This is a genomic window from Phormidesmis sp. 146-12 (assembly GCF_052939495.1).
The window spans coordinates 54,318-67,637 of record NZ_JBJPHS010000027.1 but is presented as its reverse complement, the minus strand read 5'-3'; the positions used below and the strand labels follow the sequence as shown (position 1 = coordinate 67,637).

At 48.5% G+C, this 13,320-nt stretch carries 9 protein-coding genes; 5 read left to right on the top strand and 4 right to left on the bottom strand.

The window, feature by feature from the left end; genetic code table 11:
- Positions 1 to 155 precede the first annotated feature (155 nt).
- Entirely contained in the window at positions 156 to 1,817 is a 1,662-nt protein-coding gene (locus ACKFKF_RS13725; RefSeq protein WP_446868215.1) for a metallophosphoesterase, read from the bottom strand.
- Between the two features lie 12 nt (positions 1,818 to 1,829).
- Here ACKFKF_RS13725 and ACKFKF_RS13720 point away from each other — a divergent pair, with 12 nt between their 5' ends.
- Together ACKFKF_RS13720 and ACKFKF_RS13715 are read left to right on the top strand one after the other, a co-directional pair.
- A complete protein-coding gene (locus tag ACKFKF_RS13720; protein WP_446868214.1) occupies positions 1,830 to 2,045 on the top strand; it encodes a hypothetical protein in 216 nt (71 codons plus the stop codon).
- A 12-nt stretch (positions 2,046 to 2,057) separates the two neighbouring features.
- Positions 2,058 to 2,873 carry a DUF4333 domain-containing protein gene (locus ACKFKF_RS13715; protein ID WP_446868213.1) on the top strand — a complete coding sequence of 272 codons (816 nt, stop codon included), beginning with the start codon at positions 2,058 to 2,060 and terminating at the stop codon, positions 2,871 to 2,873.
- 15 nt (positions 2,874 to 2,888) lie between these two features.
- On the opposite strand, the gene ACKFKF_RS13710 is transcribed toward ACKFKF_RS13715, so the two are convergent.
- On the bottom strand, positions 2,889 to 3,080 hold the full coding sequence (locus tag ACKFKF_RS13710; protein ID WP_446868212.1) for a hypothetical protein: 192 nt from the start codon (positions 3,078 to 3,080) through the stop codon (positions 2,889 to 2,891).
- Positions 3,081 to 3,289: 209 nt separating this feature from the next.
- On the opposite strand from ACKFKF_RS13710, the gene ACKFKF_RS13705 reads away from it, so the two are divergent.
- Positions 3,290 to 3,664 (top strand): helix-turn-helix domain-containing protein, encoded by a 375-nt coding sequence (locus ACKFKF_RS13705; protein ID WP_446860275.1) that lies wholly within the window; start codon positions 3,290 to 3,292, stop codon positions 3,662 to 3,664.
- A 42-nt stretch (positions 3,665 to 3,706) separates the two neighbouring features.
- Entirely contained in the window at positions 3,707 to 4,531 is an 825-nt protein-coding gene (locus ACKFKF_RS13700; protein WP_446868211.1) for an ImmA/IrrE family metallo-endopeptidase, read from the top strand.
- A 429-nt stretch (positions 4,532 to 4,960) separates the two neighbouring features.
- Here the strand turns inward: ACKFKF_RS13700 and ACKFKF_RS13695 are convergent, their stop codons facing one another.
- On the bottom strand, positions 4,961 to 8,686 hold the full coding sequence (locus ACKFKF_RS13695) for a WD40 domain-containing protein (RefSeq protein ID WP_446868210.1): 3,726 nt from the start codon (positions 8,684 to 8,686) through the stop codon (positions 4,961 to 4,963).
- Positions 8,683 to 10,023, bottom strand: a complete 1,341-nt coding sequence (locus tag ACKFKF_RS13690) for an AAA-like domain-containing protein (protein WP_446868209.1) — start codon at positions 10,021 to 10,023, stop codon at positions 8,683 to 8,685. Before ACKFKF_RS13690 ends, ACKFKF_RS13695 begins: the two co-directional genes overlap by 4 nt.
- Positions 10,024 to 10,248: 225 nt before the next feature.
- Here ACKFKF_RS13690 and ACKFKF_RS13685 point away from each other — a divergent pair, with 225 nt between their 5' ends.
- Positions 10,249 to 13,284: a protein kinase domain-containing protein gene (locus tag ACKFKF_RS13685; RefSeq protein WP_446868208.1), complete on the top strand. Its 3,036-nt coding sequence runs from the start codon at positions 10,249 to 10,251 to the stop codon at positions 13,282 to 13,284.
- Positions 13,285 to 13,320: the final 36 nt, after the last annotated feature.

The window sequence follows — 13,320 nt, the reverse complement described above, 5'->3', positions numbered from 1 at the left end:
TCTCTTAGCCTACATTTCCTTCCCATAGAATAAATCAACCCTACCATCCTGGGGGACTTTGAACCTTGGGTTTCCCGCCGCTTTGGGACAATTCATCCCCTGATTCAGCAACGCCAGAATATTTAGAGAACTTCAGGTTAATAAACTCGCGTTCCTTAGAGTTTGAATTCGTCAAATTTGACAACGGAAGCTTGGGGATCTTTGGTGTCAAAATGGTAGCTGCTGATGATTCCAGTTCCGGTGTCTAAAATACTGAAGGCTGTGATCTCGTTGCTGGCAATGTAAGGCATTGGCGTTCCCGTTTCGTCTAGTAATGGTTTGAGTGTGGGAGTGATGGGTTTTAATCCATTGGGATTGTCGATCGCCGCATAGGTTTCTCTACTATCTTTGGGAAGCGATCGCTGTTTCTCTCCCACATAGGCACCATAGCTATTTCCTACGTTAGACGTTTCTAAAAAGTGGATTCCTTTAGCGTTGACAAATCGATTCCATAAGTGTGAGTGACCGTAGAAAACTAGCTGTACGCCTGAACGTTCCAACAGCGGTACGACATCTCGAATTAAATAATCATCTGCTTGAGGATACTCATAGCGAATGGATTGGATTTTGTCTTTGGTGCGGGCGATTACCCCTTCGGAGAACTGCGAAGCAACCACTGGCACAGGATTGGTATAAGGCGGGACAACGTTTTCGCCGAGCGAATGGGGCGGATGGTGAAACATGACAATCTTGTATTTCGCCTGTTTGAAAGCTGCACTCTCAAGCTCTGATTCTAGCCAGGTATATTGAGGACTGCCTTGGGCGATCGGTTCAAAAATATGCTGACCATATCCCCAGTTTTGGGGCTGATTGAAATCGGATTGTCGCTCGCGATATTTGCCTTTTGCGTCTGCTTCCAGGCTCGGTGTTCGCCACATATTGGTCGCATAGAGAACCACTAATCTCACATCGCCAAAGGTCGTCGCGTAGTAGCGTTTTTTTCCGGTAGAACTTTCTGGAAAGGTGAAAATTTCTTCGTAAGTATCGGTGTTAAAAGAATGATTTTTGAGCCAGGATTCATCCAACTTTGCGCCGTCTAATTTCTCAGCCACCGATCGCGGAATGGCATCGTCAAACTGCTCATTTAAGCTCGTCCGCATCGACCATCGACCCATCACTTCATGGTTTCCGATCGCTGCATACAGGGGAGCATGTTGAATAATTTCGCCACCCTGATACCGCTTACCATTTAGCTGATAATTTGCCCGACCTTGCAGGCTAGGAAAGAAGGCATTCCCGCGATTATCATCAAACCATTCGGACGCGCGATCGGACACATTGATCAAGTCACCCACACAAAAAACGGCATCGACTCGCCCGATCGTGTCCACCACTTTTTGCAGGTTGGCAGGCACCATTGGTTTGAGTTGATGGTCAGACGTGAGCAAAATTTTCAGAGGAGTTCCCACAGTTGGATTGGGCGCTAAAGTGAAAGACTTACTGGCGATCGCTCGACCATCTTCGCGCACGCTCGTCACCCGGTAGGGAATGCGATGTCCTGGTTTCAAGCCTTCTACGATAGCTTCATGTCGCCAAATCGGACGGTCGATCGGACGTTGATATTTTTGTCCATCCTGCGTTTGTTCTGCGACTCTAGAATTTTGATCTTCGCGGGTGCGGCTGAGTTTTGTGGTCGTCGCGATCGCTCGTCGCTCAAAGTTTGTCCCATAAGAAACCGTGTGGCGGCCCGTAAACTCCGTAAACCAGACAACGCGCACAGACGACTCTGTTGGAAGCTGCAAAAATGGATCGCTTAAAAGCTCGATAGGAGGGTGCATAGAGGCTACAAGTTGACTGCTCAAAACAATTGCAAACGTCACCAACAAACTGAAGATGAGCCGACTGAACGCTTGTCCATTCATGACTTTTTAAGATTAATCGACTATTATCCCAACCATTACCTTCTATTAACCAAACTCATTCGCAACTTTGATACTCTAACGAAAGAAAGTTATTTAGGGGTGATGACTCCAGTGTACGATCGCATTCCTCAACTGCATCCCTAAATCGTTTTTTCTATGAGGAGGTTTGCTATCGTAATTCGTTTTTCTATTCGTGGTTTTTGGGGAGTGGTCGGCTGTGCGATCGCGCTTACGGGCTGTGGTAAATCGCTGGATGCGGCTCAGATGGAGGCTTCCATTCAAGAGAGCATTGTTAAGCAAGGCGGAACCTCATTAACGTCTGTGATTTGTCCCAAAGATATTAAGCCTGCCGAAGGGCAAGTGTTTGAATGCGTGGGCGTTTTGGATTCTAATAGCGGATTTGCGATTCCGGTGACTCAGCAAGATGGTCAGGGCAAAGTTCAGTGGGAGGTTCCTAGCGTCAAGGGGCTGCTGAACATGGCTAAGATTCAAACGGCTGTTCAGGAAGGGTTACAGAAAGAAGTGGGGCAGGTAACGGTCGATTGTGGCAGTGGTGTTTACAAAGCAGCGAAGCCCGGTGAAATCTTTGAGTGCAAATTGATTAAACGCGACGGTAAATCAAGTGAGAAAGCCTCGACGGTAGATGTGAAATCTGAAGAGAAATCAGACAGCAAACCCGAAGAGAAGCCTGCACAATCAGAAAAAGATGGGAAAGTGATTGCGAAAGCGAATCCCACAGACAAAATTCAGGTTACGATCGAGCCTTCGGGTGATGTGAGTTGGCAACGGATTATTGAAGTCCCGATCGCGCCCTCGGTTGCCAGTGCTGTCCCCTCATCGCCTGCCCAGCCCGACGCTACTAAGCCCGACGCAAAGACAGAACCTTCTACGACCAGTTCACCGGCCCTGCCTGCGGGCAAATCTGCCGAAGAATTTCTCAATCAACCGGGGGCAGCCGACGATTTTGAGTAGGTGAAGGCGATTGGTTTAGCGATCGTCTATGAGATCGTCCCAACAGCCACTCAGATTCCAGTTGCGGATGTGCCATTCGATCGAGCAATCAATCTGCTGCATGGTGAACCGCTGCCAGAATTTGCTGAGTTTTTTTCTAGATTTTTGCGGTCGTGGCTTTGAGTTTTGACTTAAACTTTTGCATTGCCAGATCGGTTTGGAATTCATAGCAGATCCTCGTTTGGCGATAGTTTTTGGGATGAATTCTCGTGGGCGATCGCGGGTAAAAAATTTGTACCTAAAATTGATATTTATTGCTGGAGTAGGAGTAGAATGTGAACGACGGTTTACGGTTCGTATGTACTACTTTATCAGAGTGTTGTGGCTAACGCAATGTCTGATGACAAATTTTGCAAACTATAGTTATCACAACTGCTATGAATCACTTTGGACAACAAGTTCGCGATCGTCGCCTCCAAGAAAATCTCAGCCAGGAAGACCTCGCCCAAAAGATCGGGATTTCTCGCAACTATCTATCTCAAATCGAGCGGGGGCAAGCCACCAACCTTTCCTGGCAAGTTCGTGAAAAACTCTCCGCCACCTTGGGACTTAAGGAAGAATCCCCCGATTTGACGACACAAGAAGAGCCAAAATTGCCGCCAAGTCTCGCTAAATTTGCCAAATCTGCGAAACTGCCCCCTGACGATGTGATCATGCTGGCTCGACTCAAATATCGCGGACAACAGCCTACCACGCCCGAAAAATGGGAGCTTCTCTACAGCGTGATCAAGGTGACAATGGGAAAAGGATAAAATCAACGAGTCGCTCACCGTCGCCGTCGATCGGGCAGATTTATGAACTATCGCCATCCTGGACATGCTTTTTTGGCTCGTTATGGCGCACTCCAACGTGAGGAAGATGTCTATTTATACGTGGACTTTTTGCGGCGATCGGCTGGATTAAGCGATGAACCTGCGATCGATCTCTCTCTGATTTACAACCACTTTGGCATTCCCAATCCCATTCGCGCACCGCTGGATGAGCAGCAGGGAATTCTCATTGACAGCAACACCGGGACGATTTTGATCAAAGAAGACGATCCGATCGCTCGACAGCGCTTTACCGAAGGACACGAATTGATGGAACTGTTGTTCGACGCTCACTTAGAGATCGCTAACTCCTTGCCCTGGAGCGAACAACGCAAAGAAAGCCTCTGTGATCAAGGTGCCGCCGATTTGTTAATGCCGCGATCGTCCTTTATTCCTCGCCTTAATGATTTGGGAATCTCTTTTGATACGGCGCGATCACTTTCAGAAACTTATCAAACATCACTTTTAGCAACGCTGGTGAGAATGATCCAGCAAGGATCTGACAACGCTGCACTGATTGTCTGGCGTTACTCACTCAAACCCACCGAACACAAACTCGACAATCCCGAAAAGAAATTACGGATCTGGTGGAGAACACAAACTCAATCATGGAGCGGTGGCTTTATTCCCAAACACAAATCTGTCTGCGATGATTCCCAAATTTGCACTGTTTACGAAACCGGATATCCCTACAGAGGGCGAGAAACGATTGACTTAGGCAGCGTTCAGATTAATTGTCAAATCGAAGCGATTCCCATGACGATCGGCGATCAATTCTGTGTCCTTTCGCTACTGCATTGTCTCCACTAATCGCCATTAATTACTAACTACATATGGCAATCCTAAATGAGTCATGAACAGATTTTTGTCGCTCCGTTCCAGTCCGCTTCGCCCCCTAAATCCCCTATTCTGGGGGACTATGAAACCGCAAGTCTTGGCTCAAAGTCCCTCACTTGTGGGGGATTTAGGGGGCGTTCCCGAATTTGCAGTCGGAGCGAAGTATTTCGTCGAACTCACGTTAATTATTTCCGATGCCGCCTGCTGCACAAAGGTCGGATGCAAGAAAACAACAGTGAGATCAATTGATCAATCGATCCCAGACTGCCCTATGCTGGGCTCCTGCTGGGATGACTCCAGCGGCACCATTGCCAAACAGTCCCCGCCAGCGACATTTTAAAGTCTTTATCTCTTCAATTTCTGCTCAACGATACGAACGCTTGCTAAAAAATAGAAGGTGCGCTAAGAGCGTTTTTGACAGAGGCTACGATCGTCCTCACTCACATTTGAATTATTTTGCAAGTAATCGTGGAGCCAGTCACAACCTTGATCTAATAGCTCCGGTAGATTGAGATCCCAACGCCACAAAACGATCGTATGGTCACGACTTGCCGACGCTAAAATCTGACCATTCGGGCTAAAACTCACGCTCTCGATCACATCCCGATGTCCCCTCAAAGTTTTGATTAGCTTGCCATCCCGACTCCATAATTTGACGCTGCCATCTTGACCACCCGTTGCGATTAGCGCTCCGCGCAACTCCGAAGGAACCGTCTGACCATTTGGGCTAAAACTCACCGTGTAAACAGGGCCTTCATCCCCCTGAAACGTTTTGAGTAAGCGACCTCGAAGAGATATCTGCTTCAGCAGATCGGGCAACTCCCAATATCGCACCGTTCCATCGTTGCCCACGGATGCAATCATCTGCCCATCTGGACTAAAAGCCACCCCATAGACTCTGCCACTGTGTCCCCGTAGCGTACTGAGCAACTGTCCGTTTGGAGTCCACACGCGCACCGTTTCGTCGCCTCCTGCTGAAACTAAACGCTGTCCATTCGGGCTAAATCGAACGCTGTAAACTCGACCACTGTGACCTTTGAGCGTTCTCAGAAGCTCTCCATTCCGATTCCAGAGTTTGATTGTGGCATCATAGCCTGCGGAAGCGATCGTTTGTCCATCAGGGCTAAAACTAACGGCGTAGACTCGATTTTTGTGTCCTTTTAGCGTTTGTATTTGTGCGCCATTGCGATTCCAAAGTTTGATTGTTGAATCTCGACTGGCGATCGCGACCATTTGCCCATCGGGGCTAAAACTGACAGCTTGAAGCCAATTAGAACCTTGAGTCAGCGTTTTGAGAAAGGTGAAATCGGTCGCATCAGTGGATGCCAAATTCCAGAGTTTGACGCTGCCATCTTGACCCGCAGAAGCGATTTGCCCATCTGAGCTAAAACTGACGCTGTTGACCTCCGCTGTGTGAGCCTTGAGATCTTGCCGCAGCGGATTGTGAATTCTCCAAAGTTTCACCGAGTTGTCATAGCTTCCAGTTGCCAGCTTTTGACCATCAGGGCTAAAACTCACGCCATAAACGGCTCCTTTGTGTCCTTGAAAGCTATCAATCTCACTGCCATCTGAGACACGCCAAAGCTTGATCGTGCCGTCTTGATAAGCAGCCGCCAAACTCAGACCATCAGGACTAAAAGCAACGCTGTAAACTGATCCATTTTTGCGGGTCAAGGTTTTGAGTAATGTGTCCTGTTTCCAGAGTTTGACGGTGCCATCGTTGCTTGCAGATGCCAGCGTTTGATTGTCAGAACTAAAGCTGAGACTATTGACCTGTTGAGGGTGGGCTGTCCACTGTTTGACCAAATCTCCGTTGAGATCCCACAGCTTGATGTCGCCCTGCTGCCCAGCCGTTGCCAACCTTGCGCTATCAGGACTAAAACTGACGCTGTAGATAGCTTTCTGGTGTTTCATCACGGTCTTTGTCTTGATCGCTTCACCGTTCCGATTCCAGAGTTTAACAGTATTGTCCCAACTTGCTGAAGCAATCACTTTACCATTGGGACTCACTGCAACACTTTCAACCGCTTCTCGATGCGCGTTAATTGTCTGAACTAGGTCACCATTTCGATTCCAAATTCTAATTTTTCCAGTTTGTTCAGCCGTTACAATCGATTGATTATCTAAACTAAAGCTAATTCCATTAATGATGCCGCAGCGTTGAATTATTGATGTTGTCGATCGACAGGAAAGCGTTTTGATCAATCGTCCATCTGGTTGCCAAAGTTTAACGGTTGCGTCGTCGCTCACTGATCCAATCTGTTGCCCATCAGGACTAAACGCCACACTATTAATTTTATCCTGGTGTCCCTGGAGGCGATTTAATTCGTGAATACTATAGGTTGCCAGTTGCAGTGCGTCTGTGGTCTGAGCCGTGAGATTATCTTTGTCTAACCGTCGATCGATATAAGGTTCCTCGATCGCTGAAACGCCTCGATCGCCGCTTTTTTGCTCAGTCCGTCCAGATAAGGGACTCAAAAGCTGCCGACCTGCTCTCACGCTCGCCACCAGTGCCCCCAACTGATCATGCCTCAACAACATCAATTGACTCGAAGCATTGAGGCTAGAAATCTCGGCTGCTCTGCGTTTTGCCTCTGCCTGCTGCATCAAAAGACGCGCATCTAAACTGACCGTGATCGAAATGATCGCCAACAGCGCCAGCATGATGAATCCCAGTCGAGCCACCCATCGCGCTTTCCATTGAGTTCTGGCGAGTCGCTGATTGGCTTGGCGTTCGGTTTCCAGGGCAAATTCTGCTTTTTGTCGAGCCTGAGTGAGAATTTGATTCGCCTGTTCTGCCACTTCCTTGGCGTGTTTCTCGGTTGCCAATGCCTTCTCAACGTCTCGCTTTTCTAACTCGCGACTGGCATCTAGAAACCAATAGTCGCGATCGCTCAAACTCTTGTCGGCCGCCCAACTCTGAGCTTCTCGCAGGGCATATCCCCGCAGCAACCAGGACTCATCGCGATTGGCTGCGATCCAGCCCGCCAGCGCCTCCGAATAGGGACACAGCCCCGTCAACCCCTTTTGCACCCAGTCCAGGTCAAAAATCGCTGCATAAATCGGATTGGAAACCGTCAGTTTGCCTTGTCGCTCTACGACGAGACCAGAGAGCCGCAGTTCGATTTGTTCGGCGCTGTCATCGGGGGGAATGCCGAGGAGTGAGGGGTGAGGAGTGAGGGGTGAGGAGTGAGGAGTGGGGTTTGGGATGCTTGGGTGGAGAATTTTTTGGTAGAGTCCGAGGAGTCGTCCGGCGCGTTGTTTGTTGTGGAGGAGGCGATCGCGGATGGTTTTGAGGTGGGTTGGCTCGTCGTGAAATTCCCAGTGGTCGAGAATGTGGGATTGGACGAGGCGATCGATGTTTGTGGTGGATTCTTGAACGGCTAATCGACAGAGCTTTTGGGTCAGAAAGGGTTGTCCGCCTGTCCAGTGCAAGATGGCTTTCAGGGTCGCGATCGGATCGTTGCCAAGCCCCTGGGCCAACACGTCTGCTTCGGGGAGTTGAAATCCGGTTAGCTCGATCGCCTGCCCAATATTAAAGGGAGTCCGTTGCTTATCCTGCATTAAATCAGAAGGAGTGGCAACGCCTAATAGAGAAAATGTTAAACGCTGGTAAGATGAACTTTCGGCACGGTGGTTATAGCAAGCGCGAACTGCCGCAAAAAAATCTTCAACTGGAAATGGAAGGCTAAGAACACTATCAATTTCATCAATAAAGATCACAATTTGACTGTGAATCTGATTCAGCAGAACGTCTTCTAAAAAATGACTCCAACGTTGAACGGGCGAAAGTAATTGACGATCGCGCCACCATCTCACCAGATCCATTTTCAGCTTAAAACTATTTACCAGACTTCCGATCAGACTGGCGTACCACTGTTCTGGGCTGATTTGCTCAATCCCGATCGTCGTCAAATCGATCACCGCACAGGCGATTCCTTCAGACTGAAGCCGATGCATTGTGCGAACGCGCAAACTTGATTTTCCCATCTGCCGCGAGTTGAGAATGTAGCAAAATTCTCCTGCTTTTAGACCTTCATACAAGTCGCGATCGGCTTTGCGGGTGACATAGGTGGGAGCATCGATCGCTAGATTGCCGCCCACTTGATAAGAGAGAGGATGCATCATGGGAGGCGATCGCGAAAGTACTGTCGATACAATTCACAGCGAGGAATCACTTGATTTTCTTGAAGGTGTACCAGCCCCATACTTTCAAGCTTAAAGGACTGAAGCGTGTCGAGTTGGAGCGGACGATCGGCCCTAATCAGCGTCTTGAATGCCTGAGCAAGAGCGGGCTGCTGCTGCAAGTGAATCAAATGACGACGCAAATGATCGCTGTAGACCCCCGATTCAGTCGTGGCGGTTTGTAATAGCTGGTCGAGGGTCAGTTTGTGGTGAGCAATTTGAGAGAGCGCTTGTTGAATTAGATAGGGGTGACCGCCGACGATCGCCATCAATTTTTCTACCTCAAAATCGCTCCAACCAAGCTGATATTTTTGCGTCAATTCTCGAACTTGATCGAGGCTAAATTCGGGTAGTTTGATCACTAATCCAACGCCGCCTAAAGGAGAGTGATTGATGTCTAACGCTCCGTAAACTTCAGTAGAATGCACGACGATTAACCGCAGCTTTTTCCAGATGGTGCCTGTCTCGTCTCCCTGGGTGGCTCGTTGATTCCAGCCCCGCAGCAAGGCACAAAAATCGTTAGCGATCGCAGCATGTTCAAACACCAGATCGACATTATCCAATGCTAAAACGAATGGAGTCGTGATTGCTGGCAGTAAATAGGTTTCAAAATACAACGTGCTGTTATAGTTGCAGCCAAAAATATCACTCCAGCGATCGCTTAGTTGATTGGGTAAGCCCAAAGATTGAGCAACACTGGCGCAAAACCACTGAGAAAACTTATTTAAATTCGTAAAAATCGTACTGTCACACAAATCGAAGCTCAACGCCTGGGTTTGGTAGCCTTTTTGTCTCGCCTGGGTCAAAGTTTTCTCCATCAGCCAAGTTTTTCCCATATCCTGAGCCGCCTTAATCCGAATCAGCGCCCCTGGCTTCAAAATTTCCTGATACGCCTCCGACTCATAGGGACGGCGATCGGCTTCAACCGCGATCTCTTTGAAATCAACCGCACTGGCTTGAAGAGAACCGGGTAAAACCGTCTGCAACCGCTCGATCGGCCCCTGCAAATTGTTCTTTGTTACCTTTGTCCCGATCGCTTCAGAGAGCAGTCTCCATAACTCTGGGCCGACATTTCGCATTAGATGATCCAATCCGCACCGCTCCGCACAGTCCTGATGAATTTCTGTAAAGCTCTTGCCTTGCCACGCACCCCGAAAAACCAGTCGTTGCAGGTCATTCATCGGTTTTCCAGCTTTTTTGAGCAATAACTGATCAGCCAGCGCGATCGCGGTTTCCACATCCATATCAGGCAGACAAGACTTTTCCTCATTAAAACTCACTTTTTGGCAGCGTCAAAGCCGAACTTGCCCAAAGGTCAGAATTTTAATGCAAAAACTGGCTGAACTATCCTTAACTTTCCTGTATTGCCGTTGATTTCTTTTGTTGAATAAAGTATTCACTATAGCTTACAAATTCTATCGTCTAACCATTCACGCGCTCAATCCATTCTTAACAAGTTTCTTTACTTCTAGCAATCCAAATATTTTTGCACTCCAGCGATCGCCATGAAAACTTCTCCCTCCGAAAAAGCAGTTAACCCCAAGCAGTCTTATTGTTTTAATCCCAAGTGTCAGCATCCAGAAAACGAATTGAACGCTGAACACTGTCGTCACTGTGGAACAAAACTGCGGCTCAACGATCGCTACAGGGCGATTCGCTTGATTGGTCAGGGTGGGTTTGGGCGAACGTTGTTGGTCATCGACGAATCACCCCTCACGCAACCCTACTGTGTCGTCAAGCAATTTTTTCCGCAGCAGCACGACAACACCGAAAAAGCAGCCGAATTGTTTCGTCAAGAAGCGCAACGACTAGAAGCACTGGGCACTCATTCGCAGATTCCCAAACTGCTGGAATTCTTTGAGGAGGATCAACGGCAGTATCTGGTGCAAGAATTTGTCGACGGGCGCAATCTGGCTCAAGAGTTGGTGGAGCATGGCGCATTTAATGAAGCCCAAATTCATCAACTGTTGCAGGATATTCTGCCGATTTTGCAATTTATTCACGCTCATCAAGTCATTCACCGTGACATCAAGCCCGAAAATATTGTGCGGCGATCGAGCGATCGTAAGCTAGTTCTCGTTGATTTTGGAGCAGCTAAATACACGTCAGAAACCACCCTGGGCAAAACCGGGACGATGATCGGATCTGCCGCCTACACTGCCCCAGAGCAAGTTAGAGGAAAGGCAATCTACGCCAGCGATCTCTACAGTTTGGGAGTCACCTGCATTCACTTGCTAACAGAAATGTCGCCCTTTGAGTTGTTTGATAGTGGCGAAAATAAATGGGTTTGGCAACACTACGTCAAAAAATCTGCAACCCGTTCGAGAACGCAAGACGGATTCCTGACGACAACACCCCACGTAAAACGTAAAACAATCACGCCTCAGCTTGAATTAATTCTCAATAAGCTGCTAGAAAGCGGCACCACTCGACGCTATTTTTCGGCTGACCAGGTGTTGAAAGACTTAAAAGCACCCCATCGTCGGTTTAAAAAGCGGTGGCTTGCAGCAGGCGTTGTGTTGATTGCCAGTGTTGCGGGGGCGCGATCGCTGATGTTCCCCGTTACGCAAATGGTATCAAGGACTTACAGTACGCCTGACTATCAACGTCCACCCCAACAAAACCAGCCTGCGGCGATCGGAGGACTTTTTCTCAACACAGACAACAAACAGCAAGCCTTTCCGCTGCAACATACCGAAGTGATGGCGCGAGTGACTGGAAATGTGTCACGAGTTGAGGTCACGCAGACGTTCACTAATCCATTCAACAAACCGTTGGAGGCGGTGTATGTTTTTCCGTTGCCTGACGAGGCGGCAGTCGATGATATGGAAATTCGAGTCGGAAATCGTATCATTCGCGGACTGATCAAAAAACGTCAGGAAGCAAAGCAAATTTACGATCAGGCGAAACAGGACGGCAAAACCGCAGGATTACTAGAACAAGAACGCGACAACGTATTTACACAGTCTCTTGCGAATATTAAACCGGGTGAGAAGATCGATGTAACGATTCGATATACCAATAGTTTGAAGTTCGAGAAAGGAAACTATGAGTTTGATTTTCCGATGGTGGTTGGGCCACGCTATGTTCCCAGTGGTGTGATTGCGGACGCGAATAAAATTTTACCCGCAACGAAAGCACCAGAGACACGATCGGGGCAAGACATCAGAGTTACGGTCGAGATCGACGCTGGTGTACCCATTAAGGGCATGAATTCTCCGTCTCATCAGGTACAAACCGCTCAAGATGGCGGAGTGACGCGCATTCAATTGGCGAATGAAACAACGATTCCCAACAAAGATCTGGTGTTGAAATATCAGGTTGCAGATACCACGGCTCAATCGACGGTGTTAACGGATACCGATCGCCGAGGAGGACACTTTGCTGCCTATTTAATTCCCGCCTTGCAGTACCAGCCCAATGAGATTGTCCCCAAGGATGTCGTGTTTCTGATGGACACCTCCGGATCACAGGGAGGGCAACCTATTCAGGCTTCTAAAGAACTAATGCGCCGCTTTTTGAAGGGCTTAAATCCAGACGACACCTTTACGATTATCGACTTCGCCAGCGTCACGACTCAACTGTCAGACAAACCGTTGCCCAACACGCCAGAAAACCGCCAACGAGCGATCGAGTACGTCAACAAACTAGAGGCTAATGGCGGCAGCGAATTGTTTAACGGCATCCAAAAAGTGATGAGTTTTCCGCCCGCCGTAGATGGACGACTCCGCAGCATTGTACTGATCACGGACGGCTTGATTGGAGATGATGAACGGGTGATCGCTGAAGTGCAAAAAAACTTGAAACCAGGCAATCGACTCTACAGTTTTGGGGTGGGAGAAGTGTCTAACCGTTTCTTAATCGATCGCATCGCCGAACTCGGACGAGGAACTTCTCAAGTCGTGATGCCTAATGAGAAAGCTGGCCCGATCGTCGAGAAGTTCTTTCAGCACATCAACAATCCCGTTTTGACCAACATTGAGATCACGTGGGAAGGGTCAGGAGCCGCTCCACAAATCTATCCGCTTAAGACAGCCGATCTGTTTGCCAATCAGCCTTTGGTGATTTTTGGACGCAAGGGCGATCGCTCAGATGGTAACCTCAAAATTACGGGAACGGCGATCGGAGGAAAACGCTACGAGAAAATTGTCCCAGTCGATTTTGCGAATACTGGTAACTCATCTTCGTCACCGCTGTCGGGTGGCATTGCCCAACTCTGGGGACGCGCTCGAATTAAAGAATTAACCAATCAAATGTTCGCGAAGGAAACAGAAGCTGGAATCAAATCAGTCACAGATACTGCATTAGAATACCGATTACTATCAAAGTACACAGCTTTCGTTGCGGTGAGTCAAGAAAATCGAGTCGAACCTAACTCTGGAAAAACGGTACAGGTGCCTGTGGAAACGCCTGAAGGAATGAATCAACCGACTGGCAACGGGGCTGATCCTGTCCCCGAACCTGGAGAAATTTTGGGCAGCCTTGCCGCCGTTTTGTTACTCCTGTCGCGCTTTGGCTGGAAACGATGGAAGCAACGTTAAGCGATCGCCTCATTCTAAATTCCCCCTTTCCGTCAC

What these genes read in the sequence shown, in the direction of transcription:
- ACKFKF_RS13715 (WP_446868213.1), top strand. Translation starts at nt 2,058, where the DNA reads ATGAGGAGGTTTGCTATCGTAATTCGTTTTTCTATTCGTGGTTTTTGG.
- ACKFKF_RS13725 (WP_446868215.1), bottom strand. Translation starts at nt 1,817, where the DNA reads ATGCACCCTCCTATCGAGCTTTTAAGCGATCCATTTTTGCAGCTTCCA.
- ACKFKF_RS13685 (WP_446868208.1), top strand. Translation starts at nt 10,249, where the DNA reads ATGAAAACTTCTCCCTCCGAAAAAGCAGTTAACCCCAAGCAGTCTTAT.
- ACKFKF_RS13695 (WP_446868210.1), bottom strand. Translation starts at nt 8,686, where the DNA reads ATGATGCATCCTCTCTCTTATCAAGTGGGCGGCAATCTAGCGATCGAT.
- ACKFKF_RS13710 (WP_446868212.1), bottom strand. Translation starts at nt 3,080, where the DNA reads ATGAATTCCAAACCGATCTGGCAATGCAAAAGTTTAAGTCAAAACTCA.
- ACKFKF_RS13705 (WP_446860275.1), top strand. Translation starts at nt 3,290, where the DNA reads ATGAATCACTTTGGACAACAAGTTCGCGATCGTCGCCTCCAAGAAAAT.
- ACKFKF_RS13700 (WP_446868211.1), top strand. Translation starts at nt 3,707, where the DNA reads ATGAACTATCGCCATCCTGGACATGCTTTTTTGGCTCGTTATGGCGCA.